This is a genomic window from Actinoplanes subtropicus, assembly GCF_000721705.1.
In the GTDB taxonomy this organism is placed as follows: domain Bacteria; phylum Actinomycetota; class Actinomycetes; order Mycobacteriales; family Micromonosporaceae; genus Actinoplanes; species Actinoplanes subtropicus.
This window is the reverse complement of the sequence record NZ_JOJL01000027.1, coordinates 60,753-82,987: the sequence shown is the minus strand read 5'-3', so window position 1 is coordinate 82,987 and position 22,235 is coordinate 60,753. Positions and strand designations below refer to the sequence as shown.

The window sequence follows — 22,235 nt, the reverse complement described above, 5'->3', positions numbered from 1 at the left end:
ATGAGTAACGAGCAGGGACGTTCGACCGTGCTGCTGGTCGACGACGAGTCGGCCATCCTCGAGACGCTCGCGCTGCAGCTGCGCCGCGACCACCGGGTGCTGACCGCCGAGAGCGGCGACGACGCGCTGCGCCTGCTCGCGCTCGCCGACACCGGCCCGGTGGCGGCGGTGATCAGTGACCTGCGCATGCCCGGCATGGACGGCGTGGAACTGCTCCGCCGCATCCAGCTCGAATACCCCGACACCACCCGGGTGCTGCACACCGCCCAGAGCGACCTGAACGCCGCGATCGCCGCGATCAACGACGGCGGCGTCTACCGCTACCTGGCCAAGCCGGTGCAGACGGACGAGCTGCGCGCCGCCGTCCAGGATGCGGTCGAACGGCACGGCCGGTCCACCACCGAGCGGCACCTGCTGGACACCACGCTGAAGTCCAGCATCCAGGCCCTCTTCGGCTGTCTGGAGCTGGCCAGCCCCGCCGCTTTCGCCCGCGCGGGCCGGATCCGCACCCTGGTGGCCGAACTCTGCACGGCGCTCCAACTCGACTCCCTCTGGGAGATCGAGGTGGCCGCGATGGCGTCCCAGCTGGGCGCGGTGACGATCCCGCCGAGCGTGCTGCGGAAGCTGGACAAGGGCATGTCCTGCACCGAGGACGAGCAGGCAATGATCGACGCCATGCCCGGCGTGGCGGTGAAGCTCCTGCAAGGCATCCCCAACCTCGAAGACGTGGTGGAGATCGTCCGCGGCCTGCCCCCAGCGGGCCGTCCGGAGTCGGCACAGCCGGTGTCGCCGCTGATCGAGGCCGCGATCGACGTGGTCCGGACCGCCATCGACTACGAGACGCTGGAGAGCCGCGGCATCGACGTGGAGAGCGCGATCGCGGTCCTGGAGAGCCGCGACCACAGCGCCCTGCCCGTGCTGGCGACCCTGCGCGACATCAAGGGCGTCGTCCAGGTGGCCACCGACAAGGTCCGCGGCCTCCGAGTAGCCGACCTCGAGGTAGGCATGCGCGTGGCGGAGGACATCGTCGCCGCCAACGGCCTGGTGCGCTCGTGTGGCCCGCGCTCGTGTGGCCCGCGCTCGTGTGGCCCGCGCTCGTGTGGCCCGCGCTCGTGTGGCCCGCGCTCGTGTGGCCCGCGCTCGTGCGGCCCGCATTCGAGCGACCCGCATTCGAGCGGCGCGCGCCCTGGCCGGCTACCGAGCGGCCCCGCCCGAGCGGCATGCAACCCACGAGCCGGCCGCCGAACGGCTCGCGTCTGGGCGGCTCGCGTCTGGGCGGGTTGCCGAGCAGCCCGAGCCCGCGCCGGCTACGGGCTGGACTCCATCTCCCGGGCGAGCTCGTCGAGCAGACCCAGCACCAGGGCCTGCTCGGCACAGATCCGCCCCAGCGTCATGTCGGCGTCCGGGATCACCCCGTCCCGGGCAGACTGCTCCACCTCGGCAAAGATCCCGGACAACGTGTCGGCCCCGATGTTGGCCGCCGACCCCTTCAGCCCATGCGCGTGATCCCGGACCGCCTCCGGATCGCCCCCACGAAGCAACTCCGCGAGCCGATCGACCTTGCCCGGCACCTTCCCGGCAAACGACCGGATCAGCCGAGCCAACAGCGCCCGCTCCGCGGGCCCCGGCTCGTCCCCACCGATGTCGACCAGCCGCGCCCGGATCTCCCCCTCCCGGGTGCTCACCTCCATGCTCCCATCCTGCGCCCGCCCAGCCCGGCCCGCTGCCATATCGCCCAGACACCACCGGCCGGTCACCGCCGTCGAACACCCCCGCCCGGCTGCGGCGACCCCGCCCGCCCGCCGCGCAGCAGGTCGCGCACGCCCCGCCCGCCGCCGCGCACCCGGCCCGCCGCCGCGCACCCGGCCCGCCGCCGCGCACCCGGCCCGCCGCCGCGCCCAGCCGGCTCGGCGCACGCCCCGCCCGCCGCCGCGCACCCGGCCCGCCGCCGCGCACCCGGCCCGCCGCCGCGCCCAGCCGGCCCGCCGCGCACCCAGCCGACTCGGCGCACGCCCCGCCCGCCGCCGCGCACCCGGCCCGCCGCCGCGCACCCGGCCCGCCGCCGCGCACCCGGCCCGCCGCCGCGCACCCGGCCCGCCGCCGCGCGCCACGCCCGGCGCTGGGCGCCTTTGCCCAGCGCCGAGTACCTTTGCCCAGCCTCCAATTCTCCCTGCAGAGGCTGGCGACCCACCGCGAATTGGCGGCCGGGTATTGCGGTTGGTCGCGGCCAGAAAAACGCGGTAGTCTGTGCCGCATCGGATTGGCGGGGAAGGCTGGGAGTCAATTCTGATCATTTCTTCAGAGTTCGACTAAATGCGCATGCGCTATTTGTGGTGCGGGTCGTGGCGGGCTCGGGCCGCGCTGGCAGGTGGACACGCCGACCGCGAGCGCGGCGTTGCTGGTGGGGGCGATGACGGCTCGGGCGATGACCGCTCGGGCGGTGGCGGCATCGGGGCTGCTGGTGTGGCTGTTGCCGGTGTGGCTGTTGCTGGTGTGGCTGTTGCTGGTGTGGCCGTTGGTGGTGGGGGCGTTGCTGGTGTGGCTGTTGCTGGCGTGGGCGTTGCTGGTGTGGGCGTTGCTGGTGTGGGCGTTGCTGGTGTGGGCGTTGCTGGTGTGGCCGTTGGTGGTGGGGGCGTTGCTGGTGTGGGCGGTGTCCGCGGTGAAGCAGGTGGTGGGGGATCGGTGGCCTCGCGGGCGCGGCGTAGCTTCTGGGCGTGGCGCTGGGCCAAGCCCCATGCGCGGTGCCGCTCGTGCTCGCGGCGGAAGGCTTCTGCCTCTGGTGAATAGCGGCGCGACTTGGTGCGGTCGCGCATTCCGGACAATTGTTCCCTGGTGAAGAGCGTCAGCTGTGCCATGCCTCAATTGTGGCACCAACGGGAATGCGGTGGTAAGCCCGGAGGGCCATTCGATCATGCCAATCATGCTTATACCAGAATGGAGATCGAAACGGATTCCGTTCGCGACCGGGAATAGCGATGACTCGTGCGGAGCCCGGCCGTGCGCGAGATCGGCAGGAGGCGAGCGCGCTCGCCCCGACCGGCGAAGAGGGTGCGGACAAGCGATCAACAAGTCCTACAGTGACCCGAGCCACGGCCGATTCCTGCGGCATGAGCGACCGTCGGTGGTCCACGCCCCGCCGCTTCGTGCTGGCCTCGGCCGCCGTCGCGGGGCTGTCGATGCTCTGGTACCTGGCCTTCGTGACGGTCGGCGGCCCCTCGCTCCCCGCCTACCTGGGTGGGCCGATCACCGCGGGGATCGGTGCTGTCGCCATCGTCGCGTTGCTGCGGGGCGTCCCCATGCCGCGGCCGGCCCGTCGGTTCTGGGTGCTGATCCTTCTGCTCGAGGCGTCGGTGGCGATCAGCCGGGCTGTCATGGCCGCGTACGCCTTCGCCGCCTACCCGGCCATGCCGAAACCGCCGGTCTGGGTTTCGCTGTTGCCGGCCGGAGGGCTGCTGGGCGCGATCTTCGCCGTCTGCTTCGTGCCGCTCGGGGAGACCGTTCCGGGTGAGCGCTGGAAGCGGTTGCTGGACTGCCTGATCGCGTTCTACGGGTGCTTCACCCTGCTCTGGTTCGCCGCGCTGCAGCCGTTGGTCGAGGCGGACGACTCGTGGCCGTTGCGGAGCAAGGTGACGGTGGCGCTGGCCCTCGTGCTGAGCGCGGTGGGGATCGCCCGGGTCGCCTACGTGCCGGGCGGGCCGGTCGATCGGGTCTCGGTACGCCTGGTCGCCTGCTCGGGGCTCGTGGCCGGGGCGTACGCGATGGTCGCCGGTCACGCCGGGCAGCGTGCCGCGACCCCGGGGCAGGCACTGATCATTCCGCTCGGCCCGCTGCTGGTCACGATGGCCGTGTCCCGGCAGTGGCGCAGCACCGGCGCCCGGCCGCGGCGTGAGGCCTGGGTGCCCTACCTCGCAGTGGTCGCCGTCGACGTGCCGCTGGTCGCCACCGTGTTCGGTCCGATGAAGTGGCCGGGCCGGATGGTCGTGCTGCTCGCCGTGGCGGTCACGCTGCTCGCCTCGCTGCGCCAATTCCTGGGCCACCGGGAGAACCGGCGGCTGATCCGCGCGCAGCGTGCGGCCCAGAAGCAGCTCCGCTACGACGCCACCCACGACTCGCTGACCGGGCTGGCCAACCGGGCCCTGTTCCGGGATCGGCTCGCCGCCGCCCTCGAGAGCGGGCCGGCCACCGTGATCCTGGTCGACCTGGACGACTTCAAGGCGGTCAACGACTCGCTCGGCCACAACATCGGCGACGATCTGCTGGTCGCGGTGGCCGAGGGGCTGCGCGAGGCGGTCGGCGACGACGGCCTGCCGGCCCGGCTCGGCGGCGACGAGTTCGCCATCCTGGTCGCCGACCGCGCCGACCGCGCCGACCGCGCCGACCGCGCCGACCGCGCCGACCGCGCCGACCGCGCCGACCGCGCCGACCGCGCCGACGGCGCCGACGGTGGCGCCCGTGGTGAGGGTGGCGCCCGCGGCGAAACCGGCGAAAGCGCCGTAGACGGCGACGAGCTGATCGCACGGATCGTCGCCGTCCTGGACGGCTCCCTCAGCGAGCACCGCCTCCTCATCCACGCCAGCGCCGGCCTCGCCACCGCCCCCGCCGGCACCCCCCTCGACCACCTCCTCCGCGACGCCGACACCGCCCTCTACACCGCCAAGCAGCGCGGCAAGGACAACTGGGTCCGCTTCGTACCCGGCATGGAACGGCCGCTGACCGCCGACGCCCAGCTCGGCGCCGACCTGCGCCGGGGCCTGGCGGCCGGTGAGTTCCGCGTGGTCTACCAGCCGCTCGTCGACCTGCACCGCAACCAGGTGATCGGGGTCGAGGCGCTGGTCCGCTGGCAGCACCCGACCCGCGGGGTCATCTCGCCCGCCGACTTCATCCCGGTCGCCGAGCGGACCGGGCTGATCGTGCCGCTGGGCCGGTTCGTGCTGCGCGAGACCTGCCGGCAGGCCGCCGCCTGGCTGGCCGAGTTCGGCCCGGAGGTGCTGCAGAAGGCCGGCCCGAACGTCTCGGCCCGTCAACTTCACGACCCCGACTTCGTCGATGACGTACGCGCCGCCCTGGCCGACAGCGGCCTCCCCGGCGAGCTGCTGGTCCTGGAGCTGACCGAATCGGCCGTCCTGCGCGGCCAGCAGGTCTCCCGCACCCTGCACGAACTGCACAAGCTGGGCGTACGCCTGGCCCTCGACGACTTCGGCACCGGCGAGTCCTCGCTGTCGTTGCTGCGCGCGTTCCCGGCCTCGATCGTCAAGCTGGACAAGTCGTTCGTCGACGGCATCGAACTGGACGAGCCGGACACCCCGGAGGCGGCCGCCCGGCAGGCCGTCGCCCGCGCCGTCATCCAGATGGCCGGCGCCCTCGAGCTGGACACCGTCGCCGAGGGCATCGAGAACGAGGAGCAGGCCGAGCGGCTGCGCGCCCTGGGCTATTCCCTGGGCCAGGGCTTCCACCTGGCCGAGCCGATGCACCCGGACCAGGTCACCCGGATGCTGGCCGGGCAGCAGGACGACGCCGACGCGGCGTAGAAGTCTCATGACCCGGCCCCGGCCCGCCGATGGTTACCAGGTGGTGACTTCAGCAGCGGCGATCTGGCTCGTCTGGTCGGCCTGGTACGCCGCGTGGGCGCTGGGCGCACCGCTCGGCCCGGCTGCCATCGCCTACCTCGCCCTGCCGGCCGGCGCCGCGATCGCCGCGCACGCGGTTCACCGGCTGATCCGCGATGTGTCGCTGGACCCGGTGGCCCGCCGCTTCTGGCGCCTCGTGCTCGTCGCGTTCGCCCTGCTCTCGGCCGGCTACGCGGTCCTGGCCGGCGCCGCCTTCCGGGACACCAGCGTGCTGCCCACCATGCCGATCCCGGCCGCGGTCCTGGCCGGCGCCGCCTTCCTGACCGCCATGTGGGGCGTCGCCCGGGTGCCGCTGGGCATCACCAACCGCGCCCAGCGCCGGCGGCAGTGGCTGGATCGGTCGATCGCGCTGTTCGGCTGCGCCAGCCCGCTGTTCACCTTCGGCCTCGGCCCGATGATCAATTCGCCGGACGGCTGGAGCACCCAGACGCTGGTGCTTCTCGGCCTCTCGTTCGTGCTGGCCGTCGGCGGGATCACCAAGGTCTCGTACATCGCCGGCGGCCCGGTCGACCGGGTGGCGATCCGGCTGATCGGGATGACCGGACTGGTCGGCGCCGGCGTCGCGCTGCTCGCGGTCACCGGCGGCGCCGGTAGCGTCGTACCGGCCCAGGCCGTGGTCCTGCCGATCGCGCCGCTGCTGGCCGCCGTCGCGGTCCGCCGGCAGGGGGCCTCGACCGGCGCCCGGCCGCGGCGGCCCAACACCTGGCTGCCCTACCTCGCGGTCGCGGCCGCCGACGCGCCGCTGCTCGCCCAGCTGCCGCACCACCAGCTGACCCTCGCCGGGCGGCTCGACATCGTGGTCGCCGTGCTGGTCAACGCGCTGGTCGCGGTCCGCCAGTTCTTCGCGATGCGGGATAACTCGCGGCTGCTGCGGGAGAAGCGTGCCTCCGAGGAGCGGCTGCGCCACGAGGTCACCCACGACGGCCTGACCGGCCTGGCCAACCGGGGCCTGTTCCGCGACCGGCTGGCCGCGGCGCTGTCCGCCGGTGACGCCACGGTGCTGCTGGTCGACCTGGACGACTTCAAGACCGTCAACGACTCGCTGGGCCACGAGGTCGGCGACCACCTGCTGCTCGCGGTGGCGGGCATCCTGCGCTCCGCGATCGGTTCCGATGGCCTTCCCGTACGCCTGGGCGGGGACGAGTTCGCCGTGCTCGTCGACGACCCCACGATCGACGGGGAAGCCGTGGCCCAGCGGGTCCTCGACGGCTTCGCCGGCCCGATGAGCGCCCACCAGTTGCTCGTCCGGGCCAGCATCGGGGTCGCCTCGGCGGCGGCCGGCACCCCGCTGGACACCGTGCTGCGCGACGCGGACGTCGCCATGTACGCGGCCAAGCAGCGCGGCAAGGCCAACTGGGTGCGCTACCACGAGGGCATGGAGCTGCCGGTGGTCGGCCACGCCCGGCTCGGCGGCGAGCTGCGCCGGGCGCTGGACAACGACGAGTTCTTCGTCGTCTACCAGCCGATCATGGAGCTGGCCACCTACCGGGTGATCGGGGTCGAGGCGCTGGTCCGCTGGCGGCACCCGGCCCGCGGGCTGGTCTCGCCGGCCGAGTTCATCCCGGCCGCCGAGAGCACCGGGCTGATCGTGCCGCTGGGCCGGTTCGTGCTGCGCGAGACCTTCCGCCAGGTGGCGGCGTGGCTGGCCGAGTTCGGCCCGGACGCGTTGCAGAAGGTGGGGCCGAACGTTTCCGTACGGCAGCTTCATGATCCTGATTTTCTCGGCGACGTGCGGCGGGCGCTGGCCGAGAGCGGCCTGCCCAGCGACCGGGTGGTGCTGGAGCTGACCGAGTCGGCGGTGCTGCGCGGCCCGCAGGTGCTGGACACCCTGCACCGGCTGCACGACATGGGCATCCGGCTCGCGCTCGACGACTTCGGCACCGGCGAGTCCTCGCTGTCGCTGCTGCGCGCGTTCCCCGCCTCGATCGTCAAGCTGGACAAGTCGTTCGTCGACGGCATCGAGGAGGGCGAGCAGGGCACTCCCGAGGCCGCGGCCCGGCAGGCGGTGGCCCGCGCGGTGATCCAGATGGCCGGCGCGCTCGGCCTCGACACGGTCGCCGAGGGCATCGAGGACGCCACCCAGGCCGAGCGGCTGCGGGCGCTCGGCTACACCCTCGGCCAGGGCTACCACCTGGCCCGCCCGATGCCGGCCGAGGACTTCCATCAGCTGCTCGCGGCCCAGCGGGCGGTGGCGGCATAGGGTACGGCGATGGACGACGGCACCAGCACCGCCGGGTCGCTCGCGGCCTGGCTGCGCGAGCTGCACTTCACCGACCTGCCCGAGGACAAGGCCACGGCCCGGATCGTCGACGCCGTCGCCCGGTGGGGTGAATCGCGGGGCTGGCGGGTCTACCGGCGTGCCCCGAGCGTCTTTCCGCTGCCGGCGCCGCTGAACGGCCATTCCGTGCTGGATGTCGCCTGCGCGCGCCCGGGCGGGGCGCAGCCGATCGCGGTCGAGGTGGACCGGCTGGACCGGCAGCGTACGGTCGACAAGCTCCTGGCCGAGGCCGCCGCGGGGCGCCTGGCGATCTGGGTGCGCTGGGGCAACGGGCCGTTCCGCCCGCCGCCGCTGCCGGTGCATCTGGTGACGCGGGAGGCGGCGAAGGCGAGGGGCGGCTGGCACACGGTCACCGACCTGCCCGCCCCGCGCCACTCGACGGTGCTCGAGATCACCGAGGAGGCGGAGTTGCCCTGGGAGTGAACTCTCATGTCCCGCTCGCGGTGGTCGAAGGGAGAGCCGTGGAGACGAAGCACCGGGCGCACCCGGCAACTTGGTGGGCGCAGTTCCGGGAGGTCTCCGGCAGCTTCGACGCGGCCCTGGTGACCGAGGGGATCACCGATCTGATCGTCCCGAAGATCAAGTCGCCGCTGCTGCGCCGGGAGGCCGAGATCGCCGCCGACGTGGTGGTGCGCCACCTCGCCAAGCCGTCCAGCCCGGAACTGGCCGAGCGGGCCGAGAAGCAGATCAAGCGGCTGGTGGCGACGGTCGAGCGGCTGGCCGACCGGTCCACCGGCGACGACGCCGGGATCACCGAGACGTACGTGGTCTGCCACGCCCTGCAGGGCGACTGGGCGCAGGCCGCCGCCGAGGCCGAGCCGTTCGTCGGCACCCAGCCGCTGCTGCGCGCCTTCGTCGGCGCGCTGCGCCTGGAGCGTTTCGACCCGGTGCTGACCGTCCGGCTGCTGCGCGCCGGCCAGGGCCCGAGTGTCGCCGTGAAGGTGGGGCTGATGGTCGGCAAGTACGGCTGGTGGCCCGACTGGCTTCTCAAGATCGTCACCGAGCGCGCCCTGGCCGGCACCCTCGACCAGGCGACCATCACCGCGCTGGACCGCTGCGCGTACGCCGAGCTCAGCCCCGCCCAGGCGAAGATGGCCACCCGGCTGCTCAACGGCGACCGGGCCCTGATCGACGCCTCGGCGCACCGGCTGGAGGGGCTCGCCGAGCCGCGCGCCGCCGCGAAGCTGCGCGAGGGCGACCTCAACGCGGTCGCCCTCGCCGCCCGGTTGATCCCGCTGTGACTAGGCGCCGCCGGCTTCCAGCGTGACCTTCTCCGGCTGGAAGGACGCGCCGTTCACGTCCACCCCGGCCGCCTTGGCCTGGGTGAGCGCCTGGTTGATGTAGGTGTTGGTGTACGCGTCCGCGTCCGGCGCCTTCTTCAGCACCGTGTCGCCGGTCTGGTTCTTGGTGGTCATCGAGATGTCCACGGTCTGCTTCCAGGCCGCGTCGTCGATCACGCCGATGCCCGCGGTGGACGGCCAGATCAGCTTGTTGACCTCGTTCATCTGCCACAGCTGATGCGACTTGCCGAGCTTCGAGCCCTTGGCCACCACCAGGTCCCGGCACTTCTCCGGGTTGTCCCGGCAGTACGCCCAGCCCTTGATCGTGCCGACCAGGAACTTCACCGTCTGTGCCTGGTACGCCGGGTCCTTCAGCTTGTCGGTGTTCGCCCACACCGCGTCCTGCAGCATGGCCGACCCGTTCTGCTTCCAGTCGATGATCGAGAAGTCGTCGGCGGTGTAGAGCTTGCCGGTCGCCGGGTTCTTCGCCTCCAGCAGTTGGGCGTACTCGTTGTAGGCCATCGCCTGGGCCGCGTCGATCTCGTGCTTGAGCAGCGCCTGCATGTCGAACTGCTGCTGCACCAGGGTGACGTCCTTGCCCGGGTCGAGCCCGGCCTTGGTCATCCCGGCGAACAGCTCGAACTCGTTGCCGAAGCCCCAGTTGCCGATCTTCTTGCCCTTGAACTGGGCCGGCGTGGTGATCCCGCTGGACTTCCAGGCCACCTGGTACGTGCCGGAGCGGGCGAAGATCTGCCCGACGTCGGTGATGCCGGCGCCCTGCTCGCGGGAGGCGAGCGCCTTGGGCACCCAGGCCACCGCGTAGTCGGCCTTGCCCTGGGCGAGCACGGTCTGCGGCACGATGTCGACGCCGCCCTCGAGCAGCTGCACGTCGAGGCCCTGCTCCTGGTAGAAGCCCTGGTCCACGGCCGCGATGTAGCCGGCGAACTGGGACTGGAAGAACCACTGCAGCTGCAGCTTGATCGGCGTCAACGAGCCGCTGGCCGCGGGAGTCGTCTTGGCCTGGTCAGCCGTGCCGCAGGCGGCAAGCAACAGTGCCGTAAATACGGTAAATGTCCTAAATATCTTCACATACTCTCCCTAAATAAGGCGTGATCGCCAGGGCATGGCCAGGCGTTCCAAGAGGAGCGTGGTGAGGTAGAAGACGAGGCCGAGCAGACACGCGCCGACCACATAGGCCCACGCGCGCGGATAGGCGGTGAACGCGGCCGCCGACGTGATCCGCGAGCCGAGCCCGTTCTGCAGGCCGCCGAAGTACTCGGCGACCACCGCCGCGATGACGGCCAGGGAGGATGCCTGGCGCAAACCGGTGAAGACGTAGGGGAGTGCGCCGGGGAGCCGGACCTTGGTGGCGAACGTCCAGCCCCCGGCGGCGTACGTGTGCATGAGCTCTTGATGGATGGGGTTGACCTCGCGCAGGCCGCGCAGGGTGTTCAGGAAGACCGGGAAGAACACGATGATCGCGGCGACCAGCCGGCGGGGGATGCTGCTGGTGGTCTCGAACATGTTGTTGAGGATCGGCGCCAGCGCGATGATCGGCAGCGCGCTGACCACCGCCGCGAACGGGATGGAGATCTCCGCGACCGGCCGGAACCGGCTGGCGACCATCGCCGCCAGCACCGCCACGATCGAGCCGGCGATCAGCCCGATCAGCGCGTTCGCGCCGCTGGCCAGCGCCGCCTCCCACACGTTCTGCCGCTGCTCGACCAGCTGTTCCCAGATCTCGGACGGGGCCGGCAGGATGAACGGCGCGATCCGGCCGAGCGTGACGGTCAGCTGCCAGGCGACGATCGCGGCGATCCCGACGATCACCGGAGGAAGGACGCGCCTCATGTCGTGGCCGGTACGCCACGCAGCGCCTGCCGCACCGCGGTGACGTGCTCGAAGTAGCGCTCGGACTGCCGGGCCGCCTCGTCGCGGGCCGGCAGGTCCACCGGGATCGCCGCGGTGATCCGCCCGGGCCGGGCCGACATCACGACCACCCGGTTCGACAGGAACACCGCTTCCGAGATCGAGTGGGTGACGAAGACCGTGCTGGTGCCGGTCTGGGCGCAGATCCCGAGCAGCTCGCCCTGCAGCCGTTCCCGGGTCATCTCGTCCAGCGCGCCGAACGGCTCATCCATCAAGAGCAGAGGCGGCTGTACGGCGAGGGCCCGCGCGATCGCCACCCGCTGCTGCATGCCCCCGGAGAGCTGGGCCGGGTAGTGCCCGGCGAACTCGGCCAGCCCGACCAGCGCCAGCATCTCCTCGGCCCGCGCCTTGCGCTCGCCCTTGCCCATCCCGCGCAGTTCCAGCGGCAGCTCGACGTTGCGCCGCACGGTCCGCCACTCGAAGAGCCCGGCCTGCTGGAACGCGATCCCGTAGTCCTGGTCGCGGCGGGCCCGGCCGGCCTCCTTGCCGGCCACCCGCACCGTGCCGGTGGTCGGCTCGATCAGGTCGGCGATCAGCCGCAGCAGCGTGCTCTTGCCGCAGCCGGACGGCCCGATCAGCGACACGAACTCGCCGTCGCCGACGGTCAGGTCCACCTCGGCGAGCGCGGTCACCTCGTCGGCCCGCCCCCGGTTGAAGACCTTCGTCACCTTGTCGAGGACCACGGCCGTCATAGCGTCACCACCTCCACGTGCCGCCGGTGCCGCATGAGCGGCAGCTCGAACAGGCTGACCGCGCCGGCGACGACCAGGCCCAGCAGGGCGGCGCCGAGCATCGCGGTGTAGACCTTGGCCGGGTCGCTGGTCGCCTCCCGGGAGTACTCGATGATCAGGCGGCCGATCCCGCCGCGGGTGCCGGTGGAGATCTCGCCGACCACCGCGCCGACCACGGCGGCCGCGCCGGCCAGCCGCAGCGCCGGGAACAGGTACGGCAGCGAGGCCGGCAGCCGCAGCTTGACCAGCGTCCGCCACCACCCGGCCGCGTAGCTGCGCATCAGCTCGACCCCGCTCGCGGCCGGCGACTGCAGACCGCGCAGCATGCCGACCGCGACCGGGAAGAACGCCAGGTACGAGGCGATCACCGCGACCGTGGCCCAGGGCGGCATGATGGTGCCGCCCCAGCCGGCCACCAGCGGCGCGAGCGCCACCAGCGGCACGGTCTGGGAGAGGATCACGTACGGCAGCAGCCCGCGCTCGACCAGCCGGAACCGTTGCATCGCGACCGCCAGCAGCAGCCCGACCGCCGCCCCGGCCAGGAAGCCGGCCGCGGTGATCCCGAGCGTGAACAGGCAGGCCTGCAGCACCACGATCCAGACTGGCCGGCCGCCGGTGAGCTCCGGCCGGCCGAGCCGTTGCAGGACCGTCCACACGTGGGGCATGGACAGGTCGTCGGCGCGAGGGAGAACGCGCACCCCGAACAGGACCGTCCCGTCCGGGTTGCCGACCGCCTTGTACCCCTCCCACAGCGCCACGATCACGAGCAGCCCGGCCAGAATGGCGAGGATCCGTCTCACCGGAACGCCGGGATGATCTGCTCACCGTAGGCGGCGAGGGTTTCGTCCTTCGCGTCGTGCTGCAGATAGACCGCGAACTGGTCCACGCCGAGCGCCTTCAGCTCCGCCAATCGCTTGAGGTGTTCGGCGACCGGACCCAGCACGCAGAACCGGTCCACGATCTCGTCGGGCACGAACGTGGTGTGGGTGTTGCCGGCCCGCCCGTGCTCGGAGTAGTCGTAGCCCTGCCGCGCCTTGATGTAGTCGGTCAGCGCCTGCGGCACCGCGCCGTCCGCGCCGTACCGGGCGACGATGTCGGCCACGTGGTTGCCGACCATCCCACCGAACCAGCGGGTCTGCTCCCGCTGGTGTTCCACGTTGTCGCCGACGTAGGCCGGCGCGGCCACACAGAACTTGATCGCCATCGGATCCCGGCCGGCCGCGGCGGCGGCCTTGCGGACGGCGGAGATCATCCAGGCGGCGATGTCCGGGTCGGCCAGCTGCAGGATGTACCCGTCGCCCACCTCCCCGGTCAGGGCCAGGGCCTTCGGCCCGTAGGCGGCGACCCAGACCTCGAGCCGGCTGTCGGGCGCCCAGGCGAACTGCAATTCCTGACCTCGTACGGTCACCTTCTCGCCGTTGCCGAGCCCCTTGATCACCTGGACCGACTCGCGGAGCTGGCCGAGGGTCTGCGGCTGCAGGCCGAGCACGCGCAGCGCCGAGTCGCCCCGGCCGATCCCGCAGATGGTCCGGTTGCCGTACATCTCGTTGAGCGTGGCGAACAGCGACGCGGTGACCGTCCAGTCCCGGGTGCCCGGGTTGGTGACCATCGGGCCGACGATCACCCGTTCGGTCGCGTCGAGGATCTTCGAGTAGACGACGAACGGCTCCTGCCACAGCACGTGCGAGTCGAACGTCCACACGTGGCTGAAGCCCGCGTCCTCGGCCTTCTTCGCCAGCTCGACCACGCCCAGCGCGGGCGGGTCGTTCTGCAGCACAACACCAATGTCCATGTACGCCCCTAGAGCAGGTAGTCGGAGAGGCCGCGCTTGAGGTACCGGCCGCGGCCGGCCCGGCCGGTGTACTCGCCGCCCGCGGCGATCACCTCGCCGCGCGACATGACCGTGTCGACCCGGCCGTCGATCTCCCAGCCCTCCCAGGCGGAGTGGTCCATGTTCATGTGGTGCGTCTCGACGCTGATCCGGGTGCGGCCGTCCGGGTCGTACAGCACGATGTCGGCGTCCGATCCGGGCGCGATCACGCCCTTCTTCGGGTAGAGGCCGAACATCCGGGCCGGCGTGGTCGCGATCGTCTCCACCCAGCGGGCCAGGGACAGCTTCTTGTCGACGACGCCCTGGTAGAGCAGGTCCACCCGGTGCTCGACGCTGCCGATGCCGTTCGGGATCTTGGAGAAGTCGCCGAGGCCCAGCTCCTTCTGGTCCTTCATGCAGAACGGGCAGTGGTCGGTCGACACCACGGACAGGTCGTTGGTACGCAGGCCCTGCCAGAGGTCGGCGCGGTGGCTCTCGTGCTTGCTGCGCAGGGGAGTGGAGCAGACCCACTTGGCGCCCTCGAAGCCGGGCGCGCCCAGCTGGTCCTCGAGCGTCAGGTAGAGGTACTGCGGGCAGGTCTCGGCGAACACGTTGCGGCCCAGGTCGCGGGCCGCCTTGACCTGTTCGAGGGCCTTGGAGGCGCTCAGGTGCACGATGTAGAGCGGGCAGTCGGCGGCCACGGCGGCCAGCCAGATCGCCCGGCTGGTCGCCTCCGCCTCCAGCTCCTGCGGCCGGGTCAGGCCGTGGTGGATCGGGTCCGTCTCGCCGCGTTCCAGGGCCTGCTTGACCAGCACGTCGATGGCCGGCCCGTTCTCCGCGTGCATCATGATCATGGCGCCGTTCTCCCGCGCCTTCTGCATGGCGCGCAGGATCTGGCCGTCGTCGGAGTAGAAGACCCCGGGGTACGCCATGAACAGCTTGAAGCTCGTGATGCCCTCGGTCGCGACCAGCTGGTCCATCGCCTTGAGCGCGTCGTCGTCCACGCCGCCCAGGATCATGTGGAAGGCGTAGTCGATGTGGCAGTTGCCGTCCGCCTTGCCGTGCCAGGCGGCCAGGCCGTCCTGCACCACCTCGCCGTAGCGCTGCACCGCGAAGTCGACGATCGTGGTGGTGCCGCCGATCGCGGCCGCCTTGGTGCCGGTGTCGAAGGTGTCGCTGGCGTGCGTGCCGCCGAACGGGAGCTCCATGTGGGTATGCGCGTCGACCGCGCCGGGGATGACGTACTTCCCGGTGGCGTCGATGACCTCGGGACCCTCCGGGCCCTTCCCCGGTGCGAAGATCGCGGCGATCGTCTCGCCGTCCACCAGCACGTCCCCGGCGTACGGCCCGGTGGGTCCCACCACCGTGCCGCCCTTGATCAGGATGCTCACAGTTCCACCGTCCGGGTGTAGCTCTCCGGGCGGCGGTCGCGGTAGAACTGCCAGCGCTCGCGGACCGTCTTGATCAGGCTCAGGTCCAGATCCCGAACGATCAGCTCGGGGTTGTGGGTGTCGCCGACCTCGCCGACGAACTTGCCCTCCGGGTCGACGAAGTACGACTGGCCGTAGAAGTCGTCGTCGCCCAGTTCCTCGATGCCGACCCGGTTGATCGCGCCGATGTAGTACTCGTTGGCGACCGCGCTGGCCGGCTGCTCCAGCTGCCACAGGTAGCTGGACAGGCCGCGGCTGGTGGCCGACGGGTTGAAGACGATCTGCGCGCCGCCCAGGCCCAGCTCGCGCCAGCCCTCCGGGAAGTGCCGGTCGTAGCAGATGTACACGCCGACCTTGCCGACCGCGGTGTCGAAGACCGGGAAGCCGAGGTTGCCGGGCCGGAAGTAGAACTTCTCCCAGAAGCCTTTGACCTGCGGGATGTGGTGCTTGCGGTACTTGCCGAGGTAGCTGCCGTCGGCGTCGAGGACCGCCGCGGTGTTGTAGAGGACGCCCTCCTGCTCCTTCTCGTACATCGGCAGGACCATGACCATGCCCAGCTCGGCGGCGAGCGCCTGGAAGCGCTCGGTGGTCGGGCCGGGGATCGACTCGGCGTACTCGTAGTACGCGGCGTCCTGTACCTGGCAGAAGTACGGCCCGTAGAAGAGTTCCTGGAAGCAGATCACCTTCGCGCCCTGCGCGGCGGCGTCGCGGGCATAGTCCTCGTGGGCCTTGATCATCGATTCCTTGTCGCCCGTCCAGGTGGTCTGGACGAGGGCGGCGCGAACGACGTCGGTCATGACTGCTGCCCCTCTCGTTTGATCTTGGAGCTCCGGGGCGCGCGGTGGCAGCGCCCGTGATCGTGTGTCTACTCCCCGTTATAGGCGGTTCGCTAGAGCTTGCGTGGCGGGTTCAGATGCCGTAGGACACTAACGACACACGTCGTGCCGGACAATTGCCCGGCTGTAACAAAAAGTTTCTGCGAGGTAACTTGCTCAGCGTTATCGCAGGTGCGGTGGAGGACCGCAGCGCTCGGGGGATCGCCGCGGCGGTCGGCCGTCTGGTGAGTGCCGGGGAGCTGCCGGCCGGATCCCGGCTGCCCACCGTCCGCGACGTCGCCCGGGAGCTCGGGGTCAGCCCGACCACGGTGAGCGAGGCGTGGCGCAGCCTGACCCGGGCCGGGGCGATCCAGACCCGCGGCCGGTCCGGCTCGTTCGTGACCCCGGCGGCCGGCTCCCGGCAGAGCTTCCGGTACGCGCAGATGAGCCACCCCGAGGCGCCGGCCGTGCTCGAGCTGTCCACCGGCGTGCCCGACCACGACCTGCTGCCCGACCTCAGCGATGCCCTCAAGCGGATCGGCGACGGGCGGCTGGCCAGCAGCTACCTCGACGAGCCGGTGCTGCCAATGCTGGAGACCGTGCTGCGCAACCGGTGGCCGTACCCGCCGGACGGGCTCACCGTGGTCGACGGCGCCCTGGACGCCCTGGACCGGGTGATCGACGCGGTGGTCCGCTTCGGCGACCACGTGATCGTCGAGAACCCGGCCTTCCCGCCCCTGCTCGACCTGCTGCAGACGGTCGGCGCCGAGGTGCTCGGGGTGCCGATGGACGAGCACGGCATGCTGCCCGACCGGCTGCGCGCGGTGCTGACCGAGTACCCCGCGGTCGCCGTCTTCCTCCAGCCGCGGGCGCACAACCCGACCGGGGCCAGCATCACCCCGGCCCGGGCCGCCGCGCTGGCCGCCGTGCTGGCCGACTTCCCGGGCGTGGTGGTGGTCGAGGACGACCACGCCGGCGACATCGCCACCGCCCCGCCGGTCAGCGTCGGCCGGCACCTGCCCGGCCGCACCGTGCACGTGGCCAGCTTCTCCAAGAGCCACGGGCCCGACCTGCGACTGGCCGCGATCGGCGGGCCCGGCTCGATCGTCTCGGCGGTGGCCGACCGGCGGCTGCTCGGGCCGGGCTGGTCCAGCCGGCTGCTGCAGGGGGTGCTGCTCGACCTGCTCACCGACCCGGGCGCGGTGGCCCAGGTGGCGGGGGCCCGCCGGGCGTACGCCCGGAGACGCGCGACCCTGCTCGCCAAGCTGCACGACCGCGGGGTCTCCGCGACCGCCGCCGACGGGATCAACCTCTGGATGGCGGTCGACGACCAGCAGATCGCCATGGTGTCCCTGGCCGCGCGCGGCATCGCGGTCGCGCCCGGCGCGCCGTTCTGCGTCACCCCGCTCGCCACCGATCACGTCCGGGTCACCGCCGGGCTGGTCGCCGACGGCTTCGACCACCTCGCCGACGCGCTCGCGTCGGCGGCCATCCTGGACAGCCGCGGCAGCGGCGCCCGAGTCCGGCCGCACCCGCGCGGCTGGCGCTGATCCACCGGAGGGGATTCTGATGACCGATGAGCTGCTCGCCCGCCATCGCGCGGTGTTGCCGGACTGGATGCCGATCTACTACGGCGAGGAGGCGATCGAAATCGTGTCCGGCTCCGGCCGGCGGGTCACCGACGCCTCCGGACGCTCCTACCTGGACTTCTTCGGCGGCGTGCTGACCAACATGATCGGGTACGACGTCGCCGAGATCAACGAGGCGGTCCGCCGGCAGCTGGCCACCGGCGTGGTGCACACCTCGACGCTCTACCTGATCCGCCAGCAGGTCGAGCTGGCCGAGAAGATCGCCCGGGTCTCCGGCATCCCGGACGCGCGGGTGTTCCTCACCAACTCCGGCACCGAGGCCAACGAGACCGCACTGCTGATGGCCACGAACGTGCGCCGGTCCAACCAGATTCTGGCGATCAAGAACAGCTACCACGGCCGTACGTTCGCGACCATGGCGATCACCGGACACCGCTCCTGGTCGTCCAGCTCGCTCAGCCCGGTCAACGTGTCCTGGCTGGCGTCCGGCGACCGGCTGCGCGGCCGGATGGCAGGTCTCTCTACCGAGGACCTTGCCGAGGCCGCGGTGGACGACCTGCGCGAAGTACTCGCGACGGTCACCGCCGGGGACGTGGCGGCGCTGATCGCGGAGCCGATCCAGGGGGTCGGCGGGTTCGTCGCGGCACCCGACGGCGTGCTCGGTGCGTACCAGAAAGTCTTGAAGGAATTCGGCATTCTGCTGATCGCGGACGAGGTGCAGACCGGGTGGGGCCGCACCGGCGAGCACTTCTGGGGCTATCAGGCGCACGGCGTGACGCCCGACCTGATCACGTTCGCGAAGGGGATCGGAAACGGATTCGCGCTGGGCGGGGTGGTCGGCCGGGCGTCGGTGATGAACGCGGTGCCGGCGATCAGCTTCTCCACGTTCGGCGGCAACCCGCTCTCGGCGGCGGCCGGCAACGCGGTGCTGGATTACGTGCTCTCGCACGACCTGCAGGCCAACGCGGCCCGGGTCGGCGCGATCCTCCTGGATGGACTGCGCGCGCTGGACCTGCCGATCCTGGCCGAGGTGCGCGGAAAGGGCCTGATGGTCGGCCTCGAGTTCGTCCGTCCCGGCACGACGGAGCCGGACCCGGCCGCGACCGTACGGGTCTTCGACGAGTGCAAGGCCGGCGGCCTGCTGGTCGGCAAGGGCGGCCTCTACGGCAACGTCATCCGGATCGGGCCGGCGCTCACCCTCACCGAGGAGGAGGCGCGCGAGGGACTGGCGGTCCTCACCGACGCCATCACCCGGGTCGACGCGGAGTCGCGCATAGGCTGATCCGGCGCGACATCGGCATCGCTATTTCGGCCGAGTCGGCATCGCCAGATCGGTGCCGGCCCGGCGACTATCTGACACTTCGCCAGCCTTGCAGGCGCTACCTGTGAAGTTTCTGGGTCATTAACATTCCCCGCGCCACCGAAAAAAATCGGCGGTCAACACACACTGAATCGTTGGGACGGTCGCAGTGACAGTGGCCATCATCGGGGCGGGACCGTACGGGCTCTCGATCGCCGCGCACCTTCGCTCACTGGGCATTCAATATCGGATCTTCGGCGTGCCCATCGACACGTGGGCGCGGCACGTACCCGCCGGGATGCTCCTCAAATCGGATGGCTTCGCCTCCAGCCTCAGCGACCCGGACGGAAAGGGCACGCTGGCCAATTACTGCGCCGACCAGGGCATTCCGTACCACGACACCGATATTCCGGTCAAAGTTGACACCTTTGTCGACTACGCGCGCGACTTCCAGCAGCGCTTCGTGCCCGACCTCCAGGAGAACCAGGTCGTCTCGGTCGACAAGGACGGCGACCTTTTCACCATCGGCCTCGACAACGGCGACACGCTCACCGCCGACCTGGTGGTCAGCGCGGTCGGCATCACCCACTTCGGCCGGATGCCCGACGAACTGAAGTCCCTGCCGGCGCGGCTGGTCACGCACAGCTCCGCGCACCACGACCTGTCCGGCTTCGCGGGGCAGGACGTCACCGTGATCGGCGGCGGCGCCTCCGCCGTCGACGTCGCGGTGTTCCTGTCCGAGTGGGGCGCCACCACCTCGCTGGTGGCCCGCAGCAGCAAGCTGAAGTTCGCCGGCGCGCCCAGCGGCAAGCCCCGCACCCGCTGGGAAGAGATCAAGGCGCCGTCGTCCGGCCTCGGCCCCGGCTGGCGCTCGTGGCTCTGCCAGAACCGGCCCGGGCTGTTCCGCTTCCTGCCCGGCGACTTCCGGGTGAAGGTCGTCAAACGGCACCTCGGCCCGGCATCCGGCTACCCGATGAAGGCCCGGATGGAGGCCGGCGTCACGACCCTGCTCGGCACCCACCTCGTGTCGGCGAGCGAGGAGAGCGGCCGGGTCAAGCTGGTGCTCCGCGGGCCCGACGGCACCCGGACCGAACGGGTCACCGACCACGTGATCGCGGCGACCGGCTACTCGCCGGACGTCGACCGGCTCCAGTTCATCAGCGAGCGGGTACGGCGGGGGATCCGCACGCACGCCGGGATGGCGGTGCTCAACGGCAGCTTCGAGAGCTCGGTCGACGGGCTCTACATCGTCGGGCCGGCCGCCGCCAACAGCTACGGACCGCTGATGCGCTTCATGGTCGGCGCCGAGTACGTGGCACCGCTGGTCGCCGGCCGGATCGCCCGCCGCGCCCGTCGCCTGACAACCGCATGAGCGCGGTCGCGATCGAACTGCTCCGGGCCGGCCTCCGGGACGAGGCGCTGTTCCTGGTGCCCGGCCTGGAGGGCGACCCGAACGAATTGGCCGATCTCGCGGCCGCCGTCACCGGGCCGCAGGCGGTCTACGCGGTGGCGCCGACCGTCGAGTCGGAGCCGGGCCTCGAGGCGATGGCCACCGCGCTGGTGAGCGCCGTCCGCGGCGTGCAGCGGGCGGGGCCGTACCGGCTCGGCGGGTACTCGTTCGGCGGGCTGGTCGCGTTCGAGATGGCACAACAGCTACAGGCGGCTGGGGAGACCGTCGAGTCGCTGTTCCTGATCGACGCGCTGTTCGACGAGCGGTACTGGCCGCGCAAGACGTGGGCGCGGGCGCTGGTCCGGCGTACCGGCTGGCAGCTGGTACGCATCGTGCGGATGCCGCCGCTGCAGGCCGCCGCCGAGTTCCGCCGCCGGGGCGGACGCCTGATCCAGCGACTGCGGCGCCGGGACACCGACGCGGTGGACACCCTGCGGCCCGCCGAGCCGGGGACGCCGGACGTGACCGCCAACGCGCTCGCCGCGCTCAGCGGGTACCGCCCGCGGTACTACGACGGCGAGGTCACGCTGATCGCCTCGGCGGAGGACCGGCACTTCGGCGCCGACACCGGGCTGCTCTGGAACGGCCTGGCCCGGCAGATGCACCTGCAGCGGATCGCCGGCGACCACCTGACGGTCATGCAGCGCCCGGAATCCGCCGGGGTGATCGCCCACATGATCGACCACCGCCTGGCCTCCCGCCGCCCCGACTTCGCCGGCCTGCGCCCCGGCCCCGGCTTCGAACGCCCGATGATCGTCAGCACCATGCGCTGGTTCTCCGCGGCCCGGCTCGGGCACGCGCTGACCGAGGCGGGCTTCGAGGTCTCCGCCTGCCGGCCGGTCGACCACCCGCTCGAGGTGCTCGAGGGCACCCTGATCGCCGACCACCGGCTGCGCCGCGGCCGCCGGCTGGCGTCGCTCGAGTCGGCGATCCGCCAGACCCGGCCCGACCTGCTGCTGCCCGACGACGAGCGGGCGTGGGCGCTGATCCGGCGCCTGCACGCGCACACCGGCGACGCGGAGACCCGGGTGCTGATCGAGCGCTCGCTCGGCCACCTCGACGACTGGGAGCGCATCTCGTCCCGGGCGTCGGTGGCGCAGGAGGCGCAGAAGGCGGGCGCGGTGGCACCGGACACCTCGGTGGTCACCGACCCGGCGACGCTGGCCGGCTGGGGCTACCCGCTGGTGCTGAAGACCGACGGCAGCTGGGGCGGGCGTGGGGTGGCGGTGGTCCGCGACGAGAGCCGGCTGGGGCCGACGTTCGCGCGGATCTCCCGGCCGATGTCGTACCCTCGGGCGCTCAAACGGCTGGTGGTCAACCGGGAGACCGAGGGGCTGACGAACCGGCTGCGCGGCCGCCGCCCGGTGGTCAACGCCCAGCAGTACGTCGAGGGCCGCGAGGCGGTCGCCACGGTGGTCTGCCAGGACGGGCTGGTCCGCGACCTGATCTGCCTCGAGGTGGTGCGGGCGACGCAGACCCAGGGGCCGGCCGAGGTGGTCCGGGTGATCGACCACCCGGGGATGGCCGCGACGGCCCGGCACGTGGTGAAGCGGTTCGGGCTGAGCGGCTTCTGCGGGATGGACTTCCTGATCGACGCGGACGGCGAGGCCTACCTGGTCGAGCTGAACTCCCGGGTGACGCCGACCTGTCACCTGCTGGTCGAGGGCGGCCACCCGGTCGGCGAGGTGCTGACGCTGTTCCCGGCCGACTGCGCGCCGGTCGAGAAGCTGGACGTCCCGCGGCGGTCGCTGGCGTTGATCGAGCTGGGGGAGCGGACGGTGGCGCGGCGGTCGCACCCGCTGAGCCGCTGGGGCCGGCGGTTGACCAAGAGGCTGAACACCCCGAAGGAGTGACCCTCCGGACCGAATGGGGCCCGCGTTCTGCCCCCGTGGAACGCGGGCCCCGTTCTTGCCCGACGCGTGTGCTCGCCCGGGCGGCGTGTGCTCGCCCGGGCGGCGTGTGCTCGCCCGGGCGGCGTGTGCTCGCCCGGGCGGCG

General features: G+C 71.8%; 18 protein-coding genes and 1 pseudogene. 9 read left to right on the top strand and 10 right to left on the bottom strand.

The features are described from left to right. Positions 1-729: pseudogene (locus IH26_RS64695) on the top strand (response regulator); the annotation flags it as partial. Between the two features lie 578 nt (positions 730-1,307). Here IH26_RS64695 and IH26_RS64690 read toward each other — a convergent pair. From IH26_RS64690 to IH26_RS60245, 3 genes are all read right to left on the bottom strand, one after another. After that, a complete protein-coding gene (locus IH26_RS64690) occupies positions 1,308-1,691 on the bottom strand; it encodes an Hpt domain-containing protein (protein ID WP_425394419.1) in 384 nt (127 codons plus the stop codon). A gap of 62 nt (positions 1,692-1,753) precedes the next feature. Next, entirely contained in the window at positions 1,754-2,164 is a 411-nt protein-coding gene (locus tag IH26_RS60250; RefSeq protein ID WP_157437518.1) for a hypothetical protein, read from the bottom strand. 134 nt (positions 2,165-2,298) lie between these two features. Continuing rightward, the gene (locus IH26_RS60245) at positions 2,299-2,736 is read right to left on the bottom strand and encodes a hypothetical protein (RefSeq protein ID WP_157437517.1); all 438 of its coding nucleotides are present in this window, start codon (positions 2,734-2,736) and stop codon (positions 2,299-2,301) included. Between the two features lie 371 nt (positions 2,737-3,107). Here IH26_RS60245 and IH26_RS63335 point away from each other — a divergent pair, with 371 nt between their 5' ends. The 4 genes from IH26_RS63335 to IH26_RS0133790 are packed head-to-tail and all read left to right on the top strand — an operon-like array spanning position 3,108 to position 9,146. Further along, positions 3,108-5,528, top strand: a complete 2,421-nt coding sequence (locus IH26_RS63335; RefSeq protein WP_245665757.1) for a putative bifunctional diguanylate cyclase/phosphodiesterase — start codon at positions 3,108-3,110, stop codon at positions 5,526-5,528. A gap of 40 nt (positions 5,529-5,568) precedes the next feature. Next, on the top strand, positions 5,569-7,827 hold the full coding sequence (locus IH26_RS0133800) for a putative bifunctional diguanylate cyclase/phosphodiesterase (RefSeq protein WP_245665755.1): 2,259 nt from the start codon (positions 5,569-5,571) through the stop codon (positions 7,825-7,827). Between the two features lie 9 nt (positions 7,828-7,836). Then, a complete protein-coding gene (locus tag IH26_RS0133795) occupies positions 7,837-8,328 on the top strand; it encodes a hypothetical protein (RefSeq protein ID WP_030440327.1) in 492 nt (163 codons plus the stop codon). A gap of 38 nt (positions 8,329-8,366) precedes the next feature. Then, on the top strand, positions 8,367-9,146 hold the full coding sequence (locus IH26_RS0133790) for a hypothetical protein (RefSeq protein WP_030440326.1): 780 nt from the start codon (positions 8,367-8,369) through the stop codon (positions 9,144-9,146). Here IH26_RS0133790 and IH26_RS0133785 read toward each other — a convergent pair whose 3' ends face one another. Genes IH26_RS0133785 through IH26_RS0133755 form a run of 7 tightly spaced genes read right to left on the bottom strand, consistent with a single transcriptional unit; the run spans position 9,147 to position 15,882 of the window. Further along, positions 9,147-10,274, bottom strand: coding sequence for an ABC transporter substrate-binding protein (locus tag IH26_RS0133785; protein WP_030440325.1), 1,128 nt, complete (start codon positions 10,272-10,274; stop codon positions 9,147-9,149). Positions 10,275-10,283: 9 nt separating this feature from the next. Next, complete coding sequence (locus tag IH26_RS0133780; RefSeq protein WP_030440324.1) at positions 10,284-11,036, bottom strand: ABC transporter permease; 753 nt, start codon at positions 11,034-11,036, stop codon at positions 10,284-10,286. Next, complete coding sequence (locus IH26_RS0133775; RefSeq protein WP_030440323.1) at positions 11,033-11,806, bottom strand: ABC transporter ATP-binding protein; 774 nt, start codon at positions 11,804-11,806, stop codon at positions 11,033-11,035. The genes IH26_RS0133780 and IH26_RS0133775 overlap by 4 nt, the downstream gene beginning before the upstream one ends. Beyond that, positions 11,803-12,645, bottom strand: a complete 843-nt coding sequence (locus IH26_RS0133770; protein WP_034216562.1) for an ABC transporter permease — start codon at positions 12,643-12,645, stop codon at positions 11,803-11,805. The genes IH26_RS0133775 and IH26_RS0133770 overlap by 4 nt, the downstream gene beginning before the upstream one ends. Continuing rightward, on the bottom strand, positions 12,642-13,637 hold the full coding sequence (locus IH26_RS0133765; protein WP_030440321.1) for a TIGR03842 family LLM class F420-dependent oxidoreductase: 996 nt from the start codon (positions 13,635-13,637) through the stop codon (positions 12,642-12,644). Before IH26_RS0133765 ends, IH26_RS0133770 begins: the two co-directional genes overlap by 4 nt. An 8-nt stretch (positions 13,638-13,645) precedes the next feature. Next, a complete protein-coding gene (hydA, locus tag IH26_RS0133760) occupies positions 13,646-15,046 on the bottom strand; it encodes a dihydropyrimidinase (protein WP_030440320.1) in 1,401 nt (466 codons plus the stop codon). Next, a complete protein-coding gene (locus tag IH26_RS0133755) occupies positions 15,043-15,882 on the bottom strand; it encodes a nitrilase-related carbon-nitrogen hydrolase (protein ID WP_030440319.1) in 840 nt (279 codons plus the stop codon). Before IH26_RS0133755 ends, hydA begins: the two co-directional genes overlap by 4 nt. A 215-nt stretch (positions 15,883-16,097) precedes the next feature. Here IH26_RS0133755 and IH26_RS0133750 point away from each other — a divergent pair, with 215 nt between their 5' ends. From IH26_RS0133750 to IH26_RS0133735, 4 genes are all read left to right on the top strand, one after another. Continuing rightward, the gene (locus IH26_RS0133750; RefSeq protein ID WP_245665753.1) at positions 16,098-17,450 is read left to right on the top strand and encodes an aminotransferase-like domain-containing protein; all 1,353 of its coding nucleotides are present in this window, start codon (positions 16,098-16,100) and stop codon (positions 17,448-17,450) included. Positions 17,451-17,466: 16 nt separating this feature from the next. Then, positions 17,467-18,771 carry an aspartate aminotransferase family protein gene (locus tag IH26_RS0133745; RefSeq protein ID WP_030440317.1) on the top strand — a complete coding sequence of 435 codons (1,305 nt, stop codon included), beginning with the start codon at positions 17,467-17,469 and terminating at the stop codon, positions 18,769-18,771. Between the two features lie 187 nt (positions 18,772-18,958). After that, the gene (locus tag IH26_RS0133740; RefSeq protein ID WP_030440316.1) at positions 18,959-20,161 is read left to right on the top strand and encodes an NAD(P)-binding domain-containing protein; all 1,203 of its coding nucleotides are present in this window, start codon (positions 18,959-18,961) and stop codon (positions 20,159-20,161) included. Continuing rightward, the gene (locus IH26_RS0133735; RefSeq protein ID WP_030440315.1) at positions 20,158-22,092 is read left to right on the top strand and encodes a thioesterase domain-containing protein; all 1,935 of its coding nucleotides are present in this window, start codon (positions 20,158-20,160) and stop codon (positions 22,090-22,092) included. The genes IH26_RS0133740 and IH26_RS0133735 overlap by 4 nt, the downstream gene beginning before the upstream one ends. Positions 22,093-22,235 lie beyond the last annotated feature (143 nt).